Here is a 17,379-nt window from a genome sequence, read left to right on the forward strand (position 1 = left end):
AAGCAATTAAGTAACGCGGAATCTGAAGATGGCTGAACCACGTTTCGTACACCTGCGGGTGCATAGCGACTACTCCATGATCGATGGGCTGGCGAAGACCGGGCCGCTGGTAAAAAAGGCGGCCTCCCTTGGCATGCCTGCGCTGGCGATCACCGATTTTACCAACCTGTGTGGCCTGGTGAAGTTCTACGGAACAGCGCACGGCGCGGGGATAAAGCCCATCGTCGGCGCGGATTTCCACGTGCAGAGCGACCTCATCGGGGATGAACTGACGCAAATCTCCGTGCTGGCGATGAACAACACGGGTTACCAAAACCTCACGCTGCTTATCTCAAAAGCCTATCAGCGCGGATATGGTGCGCTGGGCCCGTGGATCGACCGCGACTGGCTGGCCGAGCTCAACGAAGGGCTGCTGCTGATCTCCGGTGGCCGTATGGGTGACGTCGGCAAATCACTGCTGCGCGGTAACAGCGCGCTGGTGGATCAATGCGTCTCGTTCTACGAAGAGTATTTCCCGGATCGTTATTATCTGGAGTTGATCCGCACCGGTCGCCAGGACGAAGAGAGCTATCTTCATGCGGCGGTCGCACTTGCGGAAGAACGCGGTCTGCCCGTCGTCGCGACAAACGATGTACGCTTTCTCGAACCGGGAGATTTTGACGCGCACGAAATTCGCGTGGCGATCCACGATGGCTTTACGCTCGACGATCCGAAGCGGCCGCGTAATTACTCCGCTCAACAGTACATGCGCAGCGAGGAGGAGATGTGTGAACTCTTCTCCGATATTCCCGAAGCGCTGGAAAACAGCGTAGAGATCGCCAAGCGCTGCAACGTTACCGTCCGCCTCGGCGAATACTTCCTGCCGCAGTTCCCGACGGGTGACATGACCACGGAAGATTTCCTGGTCGCGAAATCAAAAGAAGGTCTGGAAGAGCGTCTGGAATTCCTGTTCCCGGATGAAGAAGAGCGTAAAAAGCGTCGTCCTGAGTATGACGAACGCCTGGACATTGAACTCCAGGTGATCAACCAGATGGGCTTCCCGGGCTACTTCCTGATCGTTATGGAGTTTATCCAGTGGTCGAAAGATAACGGCGTGCCGGTAGGTCCGGGCCGTGGCTCCGGTGCGGGCTCGCTGGTGGCGTATGCGCTGAAAATTACCGACCTCGATCCGCTGGAATTCGACCTGCTGTTCGAACGTTTCCTCAACCCGGAACGTGTTTCGATGCCCGACTTCGACGTCGACTTCTGCATGGAGAAACGCGACCAGGTGATTGAGCACGTGGCCGATATGTACGGCCGTGACGCGGTATCGCAGATCATTACCTTCGGTACGATGGCGGCGAAAGCGGTTATCCGCGACGTGGGCCGCGTGCTGGGTCACCCGTACGGGTTTGTCGATCGCATTTCTAAGCTGGTGCCGCCCGATCCGGGCATGACGCTGGCAAAAGCGTTTGAAGCCGAGCCGCAGCTGCCGGAAATCTACGAGGCGGACGAAGAGGTCAAAGCGCTGATCGACATGGCGCGCAAGCTTGAAGGCGTCACGCGTAACGCCGGTAAGCATGCGGGGGGCGTGGTTATTGCGCCGACCAAAATTACCGACTTCGCGCCGCTCTACTGCGATGAAGCCGGTGAGCATCCGGTTACTCAGTTTGACAAGAACGACGTGGAATACGCCGGGCTGGTGAAGTTTGACTTCCTCGGCCTGCGTACGCTGACGATCATCGACTGGGCACTGAAGATGATCAACCCGCGCCGGGAAAAGCAGGGTCTTGAGCCGATAGACATTGCCGCCATCCCGCTGGATGACAAGAAAAGTTTCGACATGCTGCAGCGCTCGGAGACGACAGCCGTCTTCCAGCTTGAATCCCGCGGCATGAAAGATCTGATTAAACGTCTGCAGCCTGACTGCTTCGAAGATATGATCGCACTGGTAGCCCTGTTCCGTCCGGGCCCACTGCAATCAGGGATGGTAGATAACTTTATCGACCGTAAGCACGGTCGCGAAGAGATTTCTTACCCGGACGTTCAGTGGCAGCACGAAAGCCTGAAGCCGGTACTGGAACCAACATACGGCATAATCCTGTATCAGGAACAGGTCATGCAGATTGCCCAGGTGCTTTCCGGCTATACGCTCGGCGGCGCGGACATGCTGCGTCGTGCGATGGGTAAGAAAAAGCCGGAAGAGATGGCCAAGCAGCGCTCCATTTTTGAAGACGGGGCGAAGAAAAACGGCGTTGACGGCGAGCTGGCGATGAAAATCTTCGACCTGGTGGAGAAATTCGCCGGGTACGGATTTAACAAATCTCACTCCGCCGCCTATGCTTTGGTGTCGTATCAAACGCTGTGGCTGAAGGCGCACTATCCTGCTGAATTTATGGCGGCGGTAATGACCGCGGATATGGATAACACCGAGAAGGTGGTTGGCCTGGTGGACGAGTGCTGGCGCATGGGACTCAAGATCCTGCCGCCGGATATTAACTCAGGGCTCTACCACTTCCACGTCAACGATGACGGAGAGATCGTTTACGGGATCGGCGCGATCAAAGGCGTAGGCGAAGGTCCGATCGAGGCGATCATCGAAGCGCGCAACAACGGCGGGTATTTCCGCGAACTGTTCGATCTTTGCGCCCGTACCGATACCAAAAAACTGAACCGTCGCGTGCTGGAAAAACTGATCATGTCCGGCGCGTTTGACAGGCTGGGGCCGCACCGCGCCGCGCTGATGAATTCCCTCGGCGACGCCCTGAAAGCGGCGGATCAGCACGCAAAAGCGGAAGCCATTGGTCAGGCAGATATGTTCGGTGTGCTGGCGGAAGAGCCAGAGCAGATCGAGCAATCCTATTCCAACTGCCAGCCGTGGCCAGAACAGGTGGTACTGGATGGGGAGCGTGAAACGTTAGGCTTGTACCTGACGGGACACCCGATCAACCAGTACATTAAAGAAATTGAGCGCTATGTCGGCGGCCACAGGCTTAAAGACATGCATCCGACAGAACGTGGTAAAATCACTACGGCTGCGGGGCTCGTGATTGCTGCAAGGGTTATGGTCACCAAGCGCGGCAATCGTATCGGCATCTGTACGTTGGATGACCGTTCCGGGCGTCTGGAGGTGATGCTGTTCACCGACGCGTTGGATAAATACCAGCAATTGCTGGAAAAAGACCGCATACTTATCGTCAGCGGACAGGTCAGCTTTGATGACTTCAGTGGGGGGCTTAAAATGACCGCCCGCGAAGTGATGGACATTGACGAAGCCCGGGAAAAATATGCTCGCGGGCTTGCTATCTCGCTGACGGACAGGCAAATTGATGACCAGCTTTTAAACCGACTCCGTCAGTCTCTGGAACCCCACCGCTCGGGGACAATTCCAGTACATCTCTACTATCAGAGGGCGGATGCACGTGCGCGGTTGCGCTTTGGTGCAACGTGGCGTGTCTCTCCGAGCGATCGTTTACTGAACGATCTCCGTGGCCTCATTGGTTCGGAGCAGGTGGAACTGGAGTTTGACTAATACAGGAATACTATGAGTCTGAATTTCCTTGATTTCGAACAGCCGATTGCTGAGCTGGAAGCGAAAATCGATTCTCTGACAGCGGTAAGCCGTCAGGATGAAAAACTGGATATTAACATCGACGAAGAAGTGCATCGTCTGCGCGAGAAAAGCGTAGAGCTGACGCGCAAAATCTTTGCCGATCTTGGCGCATGGCAGGTGGCCCAGCTGGCTCGCCATCCACAGCGTCCGTACACCCTGGATTATGTCCGCCTGGCGTTTGACGAATTTGACGAACTGGCAGGCGATCGCGCATACGCTGACGACAAAGCTATCGTTGGCGGTATCGCGCGTCTGGACGGACGCCCGGTGATGATCATTGGTCATCAGAAGGGTCGTGAAACCAAAGAGAAAATCCGTCGTAACTTCGGTATGCCAGCACCAGAAGGCTACCGTAAAGCCCTGCGTCTCATGGAGATGGCTGAGCGTTTCAACATGCCAATCATCACCTTCATCGACACACCGGGTGCATACCCTGGCGTGGGCGCGGAAGAGCGCGGTCAGTCTGAAGCCATCGCGCGCAACCTGCGCGAGATGTCTCGTCTGAAGGTGCCGGTCATCTGTACAGTTATCGGTGAAGGTGGCTCCGGCGGTGCGCTGGCAATTGGCGTGGGCGATAAAGTGAATATGCTGCAGTATAGTACCTATTCCGTTATCTCCCCGGAAGGCTGTGCATCCATTCTGTGGAAAAGCGCCGACAAAGCGCCGCTGGCTGCAGAAGCAATGGGCATCATTGCGCCACGCCTGAAAGAGCTGAAGCTGATCGATTCCATCATCCCGGAACCGCTGGGTGGCGCACATCGTAAGCCGGAAGTGATGGCAGCGTCTCTGAAAGCGCAACTGCTGGCAGACCTGGCGGACCTGGACGTGCTGAGTACAGAAGATCTGCTCAACCGCCGTTACCAGCGTCTGATGACCTACGGTTACGCGTAAGCTTCACAATTATCTGAAAAGCCGCACACTGTTGCGGCTTTTTTTATACCTGCGGTTTAGCCGGGCTATGCTTAGCTAATGTTTTTAAGGGAGGAAGCCCATGAATATCATTGCCATTATGGGGCCACACGGCGTCTTTTATAAAGATGAGCCGATTAAGGAGCTGGAGCAAGCCCTGCAGTCGCGCGGGTATCAGCTAATCTGGCCGCACAACAGCGCCGACCTGCTGAAGTTCATCGAGCACAACCCGCGTATCTGCGGCGTGATCTTCGACTGGGACGAATATGATCTCGAACTGTGCAGCGACATCAACAAGCTGAACGAATACCTCCCGCTGTACGCATTTATTAATACTCACTCAACCATGGACGTCAGCGCCAATGATATGCGTATGGCGCTGTGGTTTTTTGAATATTCCCTCGGCGTGGCGGATGATATTGCGACCCGAATTCAGCAATACACGAATGAATATCTTGATAACATCACTCCGCCGTTTACCCGCGCGCTCTTCACCTACGTGAAGGAGGGGAAATATACCTTCTGTACGCCAGGCCATATGGCGGGGACGGCCTACCAAAAAAGCCCGGTGGGCTGCCTGTTCTATGATTTCTTTGGTGGCAACACGCTGAAAGCGGACGTGTCAATTTCGGTCACCGAATTAGGCTCTCTGCTGGATCACACCGGCCCTCATCTGGAAGCCGAAGAGTATATCGCCCGCACCTTTGGGGCCGAGCAGAGCTATATGGTGACCAACGGCACCTCAACCTCGAACAAAATCGTCGGAATGTATGCCGCGCCTGCGGGGAGTACCCTGCTGATTGACCGTAACTGCCATAAGTCGCTGGCGCACCTGCTGATGATGAGCGACGTTGTACCGCTCTGGCTGTCGCCCACGCGTAACGCGCTCGGTATTCTTGGCGGCATTCCGCGACGGGAGTTCACGCATGAAGTCATTGAAAGCAAGGTCGCGGCAGTGCCCGGCGCAGGCTGGCCTGTCCATGCGGTCATCACCAACTCGACCTACGACGGTCTGCTGTACAACACGAACTGGATCAAAAAGACGCTGGATGTGCCGTCGATCCACTTCGATTCCGCGTGGGTACCGTACACCAATTTCCACCCGATTTACGCGGGTAAAAGCGGCATGAGCGGCGAGCGCGTGCCGGGCAAAGTATTCTTCGAAACGCAGTCGACGCACAAAATGCTGGCCGCGTTTTCCCAGGCTTCGCTTATTCACATTAAAGGCGAGTACGACGAAGAGACCTTTAACGAAGCCTTTATGATGCATACCACCACCTCGCCGAGCTATCCGCTGGTGGCGTCTATCGAAACGGCCGCGGCGATGCTGCGCGGCAACCCGGGTAAACGTCTCATCAACCGTTCGGTGGAGCGCGCGCTGCATTTCCGTAAAGAGGTGCAGCGGCTGAAAGATGAAGCCGACGGCTGGTTCTTTGATATCTGGCAGCCGGAAGAGATTGATGAGGCAGAATGCTGGCCCGTCTCGCCCGGCGAAGACTGGCATGGCTTCCGGGATGCCGATAGCGACCATATGTTCCTCGACCCGGTAAAAGTGACGATCCTGACGCCGGGCATGGACGAGCAGGGCAGGATGAGCGATGAAGGTATTCCGGCCGCGCTGGTCGCGAAATTCCTTGATGAACGTGGCGTGGTGGTGGAGAAAACCGGTCCCTATAACCTGCTGTTCCTGTTCAGCATCGGGATCGACAAAACCCGGGCGATGGGATTGCTGCGCGGGCTGATGGAGTTTAAGCGAGCCTACGATCTCAACCTGCGGGTGAAGAACATGCTGCCGGATCTCTATGCGGAGGATCCTGACTTCTACCGTAATATGCGCATTCAGGATCTGGCCCAGGGGATCCACAGGCTGATCCGTCAGCACGATCTGCCGCGTCTGATGCTTCAGGCGTTCGATGTCTTACCGGAGATGAAGTTTACCCCGCACAAGGCATGGCAGCGCCAGGTGAAAGGGGAGGTCGAAACCGTTGAGCTGGAAAACCTGGTCGGGCGCGTATCGGCGAACATGATCCTGCCCTACCCACCGGGCGTACCGCTCCTGATGCCGGGAGAGATGATTACCGAAGAGAGTCGGGCCGTGCTCGATTTCCTGCTGATGCTTTGTTCGGTAGGGCGTCACTATCCCGGTTTTGAGACGGATATCCACGGTGCGAAGCGCGACGAAAACGGCGTTTACTGGGTGCGAGTCCTAAAATAAGGGTGACCGCTTGCATGGTGCGGGTTTTCGGTTGTAACGTTCAGGGATCATAAAAAGGAGAAGCTATGCTGGGTTTAAAAGCTGTTCATCATATTGCGATCATTGCGACCGATTACGCGAAAAGTAAGGCCTTCTACTGCGACATCCTTGGCTTCACGCTTATGAGTGAGGCCTACCGCGAGGAGCGCGACTCCTGGAAGGGTGACCTGGCGTTAAACGGGCAGTATGTGATTGAACTGTTCTCTTTTCCTTTTCCTCCTGCTCGTCCGTCCCGCCCGGAAGCCTGCGGCCTGCGCCATCTCGCCTTCAGCGTCGATGACCTGGATAGCGCAGTTAAGCATCTGGAAGCACACGGCGTGACGTGCGAAGCGATTCGCGTCGATCCGTTCACCGACAAGCGCTTTACCTTTTTCAACGACCCGGACGGCCTGCCGCTGGAGCTTTATCAGCAGTAATGTTCGTCCTGTGTGATAATGCCCGCTCAGCTCGGGCATTTTTTATGTGTAATTCCCTATGACCTTACCCGCTATCGCACAAGCCGTTTCACCGTACCGCCAGCTGCTGGTGGGGTTTAGCGGTGGCCTGGATTCCACCGTTCTGCTCCATCGCCTTAAGCGCTGGCGCGATCGGGAACCTGACGTCCAGCTCCGGGCGATGCATATTCATCACGGATTAAGTCCTCACGCAGAGGAGTGGGTGGCGCACTGCGAAGCCTTGTGTGCGGCATGGGCGATCCCGCTCCTCGTCGAGCGCATCACGCTGGTAGAGGAAGGGCTGGGCATCGAGGCGCAGGCGCGTAAAGCCCGCTATGCCGCGTTTGCCGGGGCATTACGTGCTGGAGAAGCGCTGGTCACGGCCCAGCACCTGGACGATCAGTGTGAAACCTTTCTGCTGGCGCTTAAGCGGGGCAGCGGGCCGGCGGGGCTTTCTGCCATGCCGGCGCGTTCTGAATTTGCCGGCACAACGTTACTGCGTCCGCTGCTTGGCGAGACGCGCGCCTCGCTTGAAGCCTGGGCGCGAGAATATCAGCTGAACTGGATTGAAGATGAGAGCAACCGGGATGACGGCTATGACCGCAACTTCCTTCGTCTGCGCGTCCTTCCGCTTTTAAGCGAGCGCTGGCCGCATTTCGCCGACGCGACGGCAAGAAGCGCCATGCTGTGCGCCGAACAGGAGTCGTTGCTGGACGAGCTGTTGAGCGGCGAGCTGGCTGGGCTGATTTCTGCCGACGGAGGGCTGGCGATCGCCCCGATGCAAGCGATGAGCCCGGTACGTCGCGCCGCGCTGTTACGCCGCTGGCTGGCCTCTCATCATGCGGCAATGCCATCGCGGGCGATGCTGAGCCGTATCTGGGACGAAGTTGCCATGGCGCGGGATGATGCTTCCCCGTGCGTCCACCTGAATGGTTTTGACGTTAGACGCTATAAAGGGGAACTCTGGTGGATAAAGTCCATGCCCTCGCTGACTGATGTAGTGCTCGACTGGCTTTCTCCTGACGCACCGCTGGTATTGCCCGGTGAGGCAGGACGCGTTTCTCTCCTGTCGTCTGGTCATGTGCGGCTGCCGAAGCCCGGTGAACCGGTCACCGTGCGCTTCAAGGCTGGCGGCGTGCTGCATATTGTCGGGCGCAACGGGGGACGCAAGCTGAAGAAAATCTGGCAGGAGTGCAACGTGCCGCCGTGGCTGCGCGACACCACGCCGCTGCTGTTCTATGGTGAAACGTTGATTGCTGCGGCAGGGGTTTTCATTACGGAAGAGGGTTGGACAGAAGAGGGTGTCCGTTTTGAGTGGCAGAAAGCGTAACGGGCAGCCAGGCTGCCCGTTAGTGTCATCAGGATTCGCTCACCACGACGGTGCCGATTTGCGGGTGGCTGAAGCTGGCTATTTTGTCCAGACGCAGCTCACGCGTCGCACCGGCATCTTCCACTATCAGGTATTCCACATTCTTGCGTGAAACCAGATCGCTGGCTTTTGCCTTCAACACTTCGCCATCTTTTAGCTCCAGCGTCAGTAATAAATGATGCTGGCAGGCGAGTTCGAGGTTGTCATAGTCATCACAATTGATGGGTTGATAAGTATCATTCATCGACATAATCGCTCACCAGTAAATTCGCCGCAGCATATGCTGCTTTTTCCCTGACTGACTCTGAAAGGCTCTCATCAGAGGCCACTTCATTAAGCACTTTCAATACACAGCCCAACGCGTCCGGGACATACCCCAGATCTCCGCTGGCGATTTCCGCATACCGTTTGCGAATTAACTCACAATAATTATTCACATCCCCTCCCGCCAGCGCACTGACTTACTGTGAGATATCATTAAGCCTACGAAGATAAACTCGGTTTAGCAAGGTGACTATACCATACTCATTTAAGCAATATCAGCGCCTTGATAGCGGTGTATTTATCATCCCATAACAGCCTTTTGCCGCGGTTTTCGCTACAATGAGTGCCTGATTCGAATGGAGTTCTCTCATGGCGCTGAAAGCGACAATTTATAAAGCAGTGGTCAATGTGGCCGATCTTGGTCGCAACCAGTTCCTCGACGCGTCGCTTACGCTGGCACGCCATCCCTCCGAAACCCAGGAGCGCATGATGCTGCGCCTGCTGGCGTGGATTAAGTACGCCGACGAGCGTCTGCAGTTTACCCGTGGGTTAAGCGCAGAAGACGAGCCTGAAGCCTGGCTGCGCAACGATCATCTGGGTATCGACTTGTGGATCGAACTCGGCCTGCCTGACGAGCGCAGAATTAAGAAGGCCTGCACCCAGTCCGCTGAAGTGGCCTTATTCGCGTATAATCAGCGTGCTGCGGAGATTTGGTGGCAGCAAAACAAGAGCAAGTGCGGACAGTTTAAAAATCTCACGGTTTGGTATCTGGATGATGAGCAGCTGGCTCAGCTGAGCGAGTTTGCCAGCCGGACCATGGTGTTGCAGGCGACGATTCAGGATGGCGCCATCTGGCTCTCTGATTCTCAGAATAATCTGGAAATTCATTTGACGGCGTGGCAGCCCGCGTCATGATCGTCTTGTCCCGTAACGTCAGCATTCCTGACAACGAGCTGGAGATTACCGCCATCCGTGCTCAGGGGGCCGGTGGGCAGCACGTCAACAAGGCGTCGACGGCTATCCATTTGCGTTTTGACATTCGGGCCTCGAGCCTGCCAGAGTATTATAAAGAAAGCCTGCTTGCTGCCAGCCATCACCTGATCACCAGCGATGGTGTGATTGTGATCAAAGCCCAGGAGTACCGCAGCCAGGAGCTCAACCGGGAAGCGGCGATAGCCAGGCTGGTGGCGGTCATCAAAGAATTAACGGCAGTACAAAAAAGCCGCCGGGCAACGCGGCCAACCCGCGCATCGAAAGAGCGTCGGCTGTCCTCGAAGGCCCAAAAATCCACAGTGAAAGCACTACGCGGTAAAGTTCGTCGCCCAACAGAGTGACGAAAGGGAACACAATTTTCATAAGGAATTCATTGTGAAAAAAGCATTATGGTCAGCGATGGCAGTGAGCACGCTGTTTGCGCTTTTCGGGTGTAACAACCGCTCCGAAACGCAGATGTTACAACCCACGCAAACGGAAGAGTTAAAACCAATGCAGCAGAGCTGGCGCGGCGTATTGCCTTGCGCAGACTGCGAAGGCATTGAAACGTCTCTGTTCCTGCAAAAAGACGGCACCTGGGTAATGAACCAGCGCTATCAGGGCGCTAAAGAACCCTCGTCATTTGCAACTTACGGAACATGGGCGCGTACGGCTGAGAAGCTGGTTCTGACGGATACCTCCGGTGAGAAAACCTTTTTCCGAGCCAAAGGCGAGGGGATGGAGATGCTTGACCGCGAAGGCAACCCGATTGAATCCCAGTTCAACTACACGCTTGCGCCGGTAAAAGCGGCTCTGCCTGCCACGCCTATGGCAATGCGGGGGATGTACTTCTATATGGCGGATGCGGCGATCTTTACCGACTGCGCAACCGGCAGGAAGGTTAGCGTGGCAAACAATGCGCAGCTTGAACGTGATTACGCCGTGGCACGCGGTAATGACAGCAAGCCGGTATTGCTGACGGTTGACGGTCACTTTACGCTTGAAGCAAACCCGGATAGCGGAGAGATGGTGAAAACGCTGGTGGCGGATAAAGGCGCGAAATTTATTGCGGGCAAAGACTGTAACAGTAAATAAGCTGACGTAGCACCATTAAAAAACCCCGCCTGAGCGGGGTTTTTTGTTTAGCCTTTAATGGCTTTCACCAGGTAATCAAGGATGTCGCCGGTCTTGATCATCTGTTTTTCGCCGCTGCGACGGTATTTGTATTCAATCTCATCGCTGTCGAGGTTACGGTCGCCGATAACGACGGTATGTGGGATGCCGATCAGTTCCATATCGGCGAACATCACGCCCGGACGCTCTTTACGGTCATCCATCAGCACTTCGATGCCCTGAGCGCGCAGCTCGGCATACAGCTTCTCGGCCAGCTCCTGCACGCGGTAAGACTTGTGCATGTTCATTGGCAGAATGGCGACCTGGAACGGCGCGATATTGTCCGACCAGACGATGCCGCGCTCGTCGTAGTTCTGCTCAATCGCCGCAGCCACCACGCGCGTCACCCCGATACCGTAGCAACCCATGGTCAGGATCTGGTTACGGCCATCTTCGCCCTGAACGGCGGCGTTCAGCGCACGAGAGTATTTATCGCCCAGCTGGAAGATGTGACCGACCTCGATGCCGCGCTTAATCATCAGGGTACCCTGACCGTCCGGGCTTGGATCGCCTGCGACCACGTTACGGATGTCAGCCACTTCCGGCGTCGCCACGTCGCGATCCCAGTTGATGCCGAAGTAGTGTTTACCGTCGATGTTCGCACCAGCGGAGAAGTCGCTCATCGCGGCTACCGTGCGGTCAATAACAACAGGCACCGGCAGATTGACTGGACCCAGTGAACCTGGACCCGCATTGACCACGGCGCGGATTTCCGCTTCCGTGGCGAACGTCAGCGGGCTGGCTACCTGCGGCAGCTTCTCGGCTTTCACTTCGTTCAGCTCATGATCGCCACGCACCAGCAGGGCAACCAGCGGGTAAGCGCTGCCTTCGGTGGATTTCACCAGCAGCGTTTTCACGGTTTTTTCGATCGGCAGATTGAACTGCTCAACCAGCTCAGCGATGGTTTTCGCGTTTGGCGTATCAACCAGCGTCATCTCTTGCGTTGCCGCAGCACGCGGTTCTTTTGGTGCCAGCGCTTCTGCAAATTCGATGTTCGCCGCGTAGTCTGAAGAGTCAGAGAAGATCACATCGTCTTCACCGCTCTGCGCCAGTACCTGGAACTCATGGGATGCGCTACCGCCGATGGAGCCGGTATCAGCCTGCACAGCACGGAAATCCAGACCCATGCGGGAGAAGATTTTGCTGTATGCCGCGTACATTGCGTCGTAAGTCTCTTGCAGTGATTCCTGAGAGGTATGGAAAGAGTAGGCATCTTTCATCAGGAATTCGCGAGAGCGCATGACGCCGAAACGCGGGCGAACTTCGTCACGGAACTTGGTCTGGATCTGGAAGAAGTTCAGCGGCAGCTGTTTGTAAGAGCTCAGCTCATTACGAATCAGGTCGGTAATAACTTCTTCATGCGTTGGGCCGAGAACGAACGGACGCTCGCCGCGATCGACGAAGCGCAGCAGTTCAGGACCATATTGTTCCCAACGGCCACTCTCCTGCCACAGGTCAGCGGGCTGAACCACAGGCATGGACACCTCGATAGCACCGGCGTTGTTCATCTCTTCACGCACGATGTTTTCGACTTTTTTCAGGACGCGCACGCCGGTCGGCAGCCAGGTATATAACCCGGAGGCCAGCTTGCGGATCATCCCGGCGCGCAGCATCAGCTGATGGCTGATCACTTCGGCGTCGGCAGGCGTCTCCTTCAGAGTGGAGAGCAGATATTGGCTAGTACGCATGTTGTTACGGTTCCATTTCGACGATTGGAACAGGCTGAAACACCAGCCTGACACAAAAAAAGTGGTTTAGTTTACCAGTGTGGTAAAGATGCCAAAAGAGAGGAGAACAAAATTACCTGGGTTCAAGGGCAAACACTTCAAAACCTGCCCCGGTGACGCGCCAGCGAACGTTAAAATCCATCAGCCAGACGGCGTACGTTTTTCCTGCTTCCTCTTCTTTACGGTAGGCCGGGCGCGGGTCCTGTGCCAGAACTTCGGTGATGAAATCCCGTAAGCGAGGATAGCGTTTCTCCAGCTGACCGAGCTGTGCGGTTATCTCAGGCGTAAAATACACCGGCATGTCCGCCTGTGGTGCGTCCTGAGCATAACTTGCACGCGCGTTCGGGAGCGCTTCGGCGAAGGGCAAATAGGGCTTGATGTCGATAACCGGCGTGCCGTCGACCAGGTCCAGGCTACCTAACTCCAGTATCACCCGATCTTTCTGGCAGCGTATGCCTTTCAGTTCAACCAGCGACATGCCAACCGGGTTTGGACGGAAGGTCGAGCGCGTTGCAAACACGCCCATTCTCGCATTACCGCCAAGACGAGGAGGACGCACGGTAGGTCGCCAGCCGCCTTCCATCGTCTGGTGAAACACGAACACCACCCATAAATGGCTGAAAGCCTCGAGCCCGCGTACCGCATCGGCCTGATTGTAAGGCGCAATCAGGTGAAGCTCACCGCTTCCGCTGGTGACCAGACCGGGCTGGCGAGGGACGGCGAACTTCTCTTTATAAGGAGAGTGGATAACGCCTATCTGCTCGAACTGAAATGCACTCATTTCGCCGTGATGTTCAGCGCAGAACCGATGCAAACCGCCTGACGGTAGCAGCCCGGCGTGCCGCTGGTGACTTCACAGCTGTGCAGCAGAACCGCGTTAGCTTTCATTTTTGCGGCATTAATCTGCATGCGTTTACGCGCTGTCGGAATATTTGGTGGTGAGTCCTGATTGGTCGCCTGACAGGATTCGCCGCTCACTTCGCCCAGTTCACGGAACGGTTTACCGACGAGTTCGTCCGCTTTCGTGATAATACGAACCGGCGCAGGGCGAACCACTTTCGGTTTCGCAGGCTCGGTCTTTGGCGGGGTTGCCGTGCTTTGAACAGGTTCAACGGGAGATCTGCTTAGCATAGAACAGCCGCTCAGCATGAGTGCTAAAAGACAGATCGGTAAAGCACGCATAATATTTCCTCAATGGATAATCAAAACGTCAGATATTGAATCAGTTGACTGCACAAATGACAAGACGGGCATAAGCCCGTCCTGATGATATTACACTGAGGTGAGATTACCAGCCTTTAACAGCGCCGCCGTTAAACACTTTGTTGGCTTCCTGGTAAACTTCATCTGACTGATAGGCCTGAACGAATTTCTTCACGTTTTCCGCGTCCTTGTTGTCTTCGCGAGTCACGATCAGGTTAACGTACGGGGAGTCTTTATCTTCAACAAAGATACCGTCTTTAGCTGGCGTCAGGCCAATCTGGCTGGCGTAAGTGGTGTTGATAACGGCCAGGGCAATCTGTGCATCGTCCAGGGAACGTGGCAGCTGCGGTGCTTCCAGTTCAACAATTTTCAGATTTTTCGGGTTCTCGGTGACGTCCAGAACGGTTGGCAGTAGGCCAACACCGTCTTTCAGTTTGATCAGGCCCACTTTCTGCAGCAGCAGCAGGGAACGACCAAGGTTAGTCGGGTCGTTAGGCACGGCAACCTGAGAGCCTGGCTGCAGTTCGTCCAGTGATTTAATTTTCTTAGAGTAACCGGCAATCGGATAAACGAAGGTGTTACCCACGCCCACCAGTTTATAGCCGCGATCTTTAATCTGCTGATCCAGGTATGGCTTATGCTGGAAGGCATTCGCGTCGATATCGCCTTTGCTCAGCGCTTCGTTCGGCAGAACGTAATCGTTGAAGGTCACCAGCTCCACGTCCAGGCCATACTTCTCTTTTGCCACTTTCTGAGCAACTTCCGCAACCTGCTGTTCTGCACCTACGATAACGCCCACTTTAATGTGGTTTGGATCCTTTTCGTCTTGACCGCAACCCACCAGTGCCAGAGAGCCGATCAGCGCGCCTACTGCTGCGAAGGTCTTTAATTTAAACGCCATGTTTTATCCTTAACTCGTAGAGTTTGTGTTGTGTGTAACGTTATTTATGCGTAACAGCCCGGACGATGCGATCGCCAGAGAACTGGATTAAGTAAACCAAAATAACCAGCAATACCAGAACGGTATTCATCACGGTCGCGTTATATCCAATATAGCCGTACTGGTAACCAATCTGACCTAAACCGCCGGCACCAACGGCACCGCCCATCGCGGAATAACCGACCAGGGTGATAAGCGTTATAGTTGCCGCATTCACCAGCCCTGGCAGCGCCTCAGGCAGCAGAACCTTGCGGACGATCTGCATCGGCGTGGCACCCATCGCACGGGAAGCTTCGATCAAACCGGTTGGGATCTCCAGCAAGGCGTTCTCCACCATACGGGCGATAAACGGCGCAGCGCCAACGGTCAGCGGAACGATCGCCGCCTGCAGACCGATAGACGTTCCGACGATCACTCGGGTAAACGGAATCATCCACACCAGTAAAATAATGAACGGGATAGAACGGAAGATGTTCACCAGCGCAGAGAGCGTACGGTACAGCTTCGCGTTCTCAATGATTTGACCCGGACGCGTCACGTACAGCAACACGCCGACCGGCAGGCCAATCACAAAACCAAAGAAGCCAGAGACAAAGGTCATTGCCAGCGTTTCCCAAACGCCGCGAACCAGCAGCCACATCATCGGCTCAGACATAACCCAGTACCTCTACTTTTACGTGATGTTCTTGCAGCCAGGCAATGGCTGCCTGGGTTTCTTCTTGTGTGCCGTGCATTTCTGTCAGCATGATGCCGAACTTCACGCCACCGGCGTAATCCATCTGCGCGCTGATGATGTTGTTGTTCACGTTAAAGCGACGCGCGGTTTCGGAAAGCAGGGGAGCATCAACGGACTGACCGGTGAACTCCATGCGCAGCATCGGGACGCTGTCAGCAGCGGGTTCAGTCTTCAAACGCTCCAGATAGTCTTCCGGGATATCCAGATGCAGGGTGGACTGGATGAACTGCTGCGCCAGCGGGGTTTTCGGATGCGAGAACACTTCACTTACCGTGTCCTGCTCGATCAGTTCACCGTTGCTAATGACCGCCACGCAGTCGCAGATGCGTTTCACCACATCCATCTCGTGCGTAATAAGGAGGATCGTCAGGCCCAGACGACGATTAATGTCCTTCAGCAGTTCCAGAATAGAACGCGTGGTTGCGGGATCCAGTGCGCTGGTGGCCTCATCGCACAGCAGTACCTTAGGATTGCTGGCCAGCGCGCGGGCGATGGCCACACGTTGTTTTTGCCCGCCGGACAGATTTGCCGGGTAGCTATCATGTTTATCGCCCAGACCCACGAGGTCGAGCAGTTCGGTGACGCGACGCTTCACTTCTTCTTTTGACGTGTTATCCAGCTCAAGCGGTAAGGCAACGTTGCCGAACACGGTGCGGGAAGCCAGCAGGTTAAAGTGCTGGAAAATCATGCCAATCTGACGACGCGCTTTGGTGAGTTCTTTCTCTGAAAGGGCGGTGAGTTCCTGACCGCCAACTTCTACGCTGCCCTGGGTTGGACGCTCAAGCAGGTTAACACAACGGATCAGCGTGCTTTTTCCTGCACCCGATGCGCCAATGACGCCATAAATTTGACCAGCAGGAACATGCAGGCTGACATTGTTCAGCGCCTGAATGGTTCGGTTCCCCTGCTGGAACACTTTGGTGATATTGGAAAGTTTAATCATTAGATTATTTTTATCGTATGTAAGTTAGCCGTGGCATTTTCTTCTGCCAGATACGGGTGATGACCGTAAACAAAACGGATGTTAAGGCATCCAGACGTCTAAATCAATCCAACTATGCACGATGAGCACTTTATTGCGCTGCGATTCATGAGATACTAGTTGAACATGCCTTTTTCAGGAGCAAACCGGTGGCAAAATCAGTACCCGCAATTTTTCTCGATCGTGATGGAACTATTAATGTGGATCACGGTTATGTCCATGAGATTGATGAGTTCGAGTTTATCGAGGGCGCAATAGATGCCATGCGCCAGCTGAAAGAGATGGGGTATGCGCTGGTGGTCGTGACGAACCAGTCCGGTATTGCACGGGGTAAATTCACCGAAGCGCAGTTCGAAACGCTGACGGAATGGATGGACTGGTCGCTGGCCGACCGCGGTGTGGATCTCGATGGCATCTATTATTGTCCGCACCACCCACAAGGAACCGTAGAAGAGTATCGTCAGACCTGTGATTGCCGTAAGCCGCATCCGGGGATGTTCATCTCTGCGCAGGAGTTCCTGCACATTGATATGGCGGCTTCTTATATGGTGGGCGATAAACTGGAAGATATGCAGGCAGCCACAGCAGCGGGTGTAGGGACCAAAATATTAGTACGCACCGGCAAGCCAGTGACGCCAGAAGCTGAGAATGCTGCGGATTGGGTAATTAATAGTCTGGCCGATCTGCCAAAAGAGATTAAAAAGCACCAAAAATAGCCTTTTTGGTGAAAAGGTGAGCGGTTGAAATAAAAATGCATTTTTCCGCTTGTCATTCCTCGGCGGCCCCCTATAATGCGCCTCCATCGACACGGCGGATGTGAATCA

At 55.1% G+C, this 17,379-nt stretch carries 17 protein-coding genes; 9 read left to right on the top strand and 8 right to left on the bottom strand.

Annotated elements, in window-relative coordinates; genetic code table 11:
• The first annotated feature begins 28 nt into the window (after window positions 1–28).
• The 5 genes from dnaE to tilS all read left to right on the top strand — a co-directional run bounded on the left by dnaE (window position 29) and on the right by tilS (window position 8,519).
• Complete coding sequence (gene dnaE / locus KGP22_RS03955; protein ID WP_111963989.1) at window positions 29–3,511, top strand: DNA polymerase III subunit alpha; 3,483 nt, start codon at window positions 29–31, stop codon at window positions 3,509–3,511.
• 12 nt (window positions 3,512–3,523) lie between these two features.
• Complete coding sequence (accA, locus tag KGP22_RS03960) at window positions 3,524–4,483, top strand: acetyl-CoA carboxylase carboxyl transferase subunit alpha (protein ID WP_111963988.1); 960 nt, start codon at window positions 3,524–3,526, stop codon at window positions 4,481–4,483.
• A gap of 100 nt (window positions 4,484–4,583) precedes the next feature.
• The gene (locus KGP22_RS03965; RefSeq protein ID WP_223581282.1) at window positions 4,584–6,716 is read left to right on the top strand and encodes a lysine decarboxylase LdcC; all 2,133 of its coding nucleotides are present in this window, start codon (window positions 4,584–4,586) and stop codon (window positions 6,714–6,716) included.
• Between the two features lie 65 nt (window positions 6,717–6,781).
• Complete coding sequence (locus tag KGP22_RS03970) at window positions 6,782–7,171, top strand: VOC family protein (RefSeq protein WP_023334583.1); 390 nt, start codon at window positions 6,782–6,784, stop codon at window positions 7,169–7,171.
• Window positions 7,172–7,229: 58 nt separating this feature from the next.
• Window positions 7,230–8,519 (top strand): tRNA lysidine(34) synthetase TilS, encoded by a 1,290-nt coding sequence (gene tilS, locus KGP22_RS03975; protein ID WP_223581284.1) that lies wholly within the window; start codon window positions 7,230–7,232, stop codon window positions 8,517–8,519.
• Between the two features lie 28 nt (window positions 8,520–8,547).
• Here the strand turns inward: tilS and rof are convergent, their stop codons facing one another.
• Together rof and KGP22_RS03985 are read right to left on the bottom strand one after the other, a co-directional pair.
• Entirely contained in the window at window positions 8,548–8,808 is a 261-nt protein-coding gene (gene rof / locus KGP22_RS03980) for a Rho-binding antiterminator (protein ID WP_008501890.1), read from the bottom strand.
• Complete coding sequence (locus KGP22_RS03985; RefSeq protein WP_008501889.1) at window positions 8,795–8,995, bottom strand: YaeP family protein; 201 nt, start codon at window positions 8,993–8,995, stop codon at window positions 8,795–8,797. The genes rof and KGP22_RS03985 overlap by 14 nt, the downstream gene beginning before the upstream one ends.
• A gap of 196 nt (window positions 8,996–9,191) precedes the next feature.
• On the opposite strand from KGP22_RS03985, the gene KGP22_RS03990 reads away from it, so the two are divergent.
• The 3 genes from KGP22_RS03990 to nlpE are packed head-to-tail and all read left to right on the top strand — an operon-like array spanning window position 9,192 to window position 10,889.
• A complete protein-coding gene (locus tag KGP22_RS03990; protein WP_223581286.1) occupies window positions 9,192–9,737 on the top strand; it encodes a YaeQ family protein in 546 nt (181 codons plus the stop codon).
• Entirely contained in the window at window positions 9,734–10,156 is a 423-nt protein-coding gene (gene arfB, locus KGP22_RS03995; RefSeq protein ID WP_032649720.1) for an alternative ribosome rescue aminoacyl-tRNA hydrolase ArfB, read from the top strand. Before KGP22_RS03990 ends, arfB begins: the two co-directional genes overlap by 4 nt.
• Before the next feature lie 34 nt (window positions 10,157–10,190).
• Window positions 10,191–10,889, top strand: coding sequence for an envelope stress response activation lipoprotein NlpE (gene nlpE / locus KGP22_RS04000; RefSeq protein WP_223581289.1), 699 nt, complete (start codon window positions 10,191–10,193; stop codon window positions 10,887–10,889).
• Window positions 10,890–10,936: 47 nt separating this feature from the next.
• On the opposite strand, the gene proS is transcribed toward nlpE, so the two are convergent.
• The 6 genes from proS to metN all read right to left on the bottom strand — a co-directional run bounded on the left by proS (window position 10,937) and on the right by metN (window position 16,516).
• Complete coding sequence (proS, locus tag KGP22_RS04005; protein WP_223581291.1) at window positions 10,937–12,655, bottom strand: proline--tRNA ligase; 1,719 nt, start codon at window positions 12,653–12,655, stop codon at window positions 10,937–10,939.
• Window positions 12,656–12,767: 112 nt separating this feature from the next.
• Window positions 12,768–13,475 (bottom strand): tRNA (N6-threonylcarbamoyladenosine(37)-N6)-methyltransferase TrmO, encoded by a 708-nt coding sequence (tsaA, locus tag KGP22_RS04010; RefSeq protein WP_115876395.1) that lies wholly within the window; start codon window positions 13,473–13,475, stop codon window positions 12,768–12,770.
• Complete coding sequence (rcsF, locus tag KGP22_RS04015) at window positions 13,472–13,876, bottom strand: Rcs stress response system protein RcsF (RefSeq protein ID WP_008501883.1); 405 nt, start codon at window positions 13,874–13,876, stop codon at window positions 13,472–13,474. The genes tsaA and rcsF overlap by 4 nt, the downstream gene beginning before the upstream one ends.
• 106 nt (window positions 13,877–13,982) lie before the next feature.
• Window positions 13,983–14,798, bottom strand: coding sequence for a methionine ABC transporter substrate-binding lipoprotein MetQ (gene metQ / locus KGP22_RS04020; protein ID WP_014168729.1), 816 nt, complete (start codon window positions 14,796–14,798; stop codon window positions 13,983–13,985).
• Between the two features lie 40 nt (window positions 14,799–14,838).
• On the bottom strand, window positions 14,839–15,492 hold the full coding sequence (locus KGP22_RS04025) for a methionine ABC transporter permease MetI (protein ID WP_045285886.1): 654 nt from the start codon (window positions 15,490–15,492) through the stop codon (window positions 14,839–14,841).
• Complete coding sequence (gene metN, locus KGP22_RS04030) at window positions 15,485–16,516, bottom strand: methionine ABC transporter ATP-binding protein MetN (protein WP_223581293.1); 1,032 nt, start codon at window positions 16,514–16,516, stop codon at window positions 15,485–15,487. Before metN ends, KGP22_RS04025 begins: the two co-directional genes overlap by 8 nt.
• A 188-nt stretch (window positions 16,517–16,704) precedes the next feature.
• Between metN and gmhB the strand changes: the two genes are divergently transcribed.
• Window positions 16,705–17,271: a D-glycero-beta-D-manno-heptose 1,7-bisphosphate 7-phosphatase gene (gmhB, locus tag KGP22_RS04035; protein WP_223581294.1), complete on the top strand. Its 567-nt coding sequence runs from the start codon at window positions 16,705–16,707 to the stop codon at window positions 17,269–17,271.
• Window positions 17,272–17,379 lie beyond the last annotated feature (108 nt).

The sequence above is a fragment of the Enterobacter sp. JBIWA005 genome, assembly GCF_019968805.1.
GTDB lineage: Bacteria > Pseudomonadota > Gammaproteobacteria > Enterobacterales > Enterobacteriaceae > Enterobacter > Enterobacter vonholyi.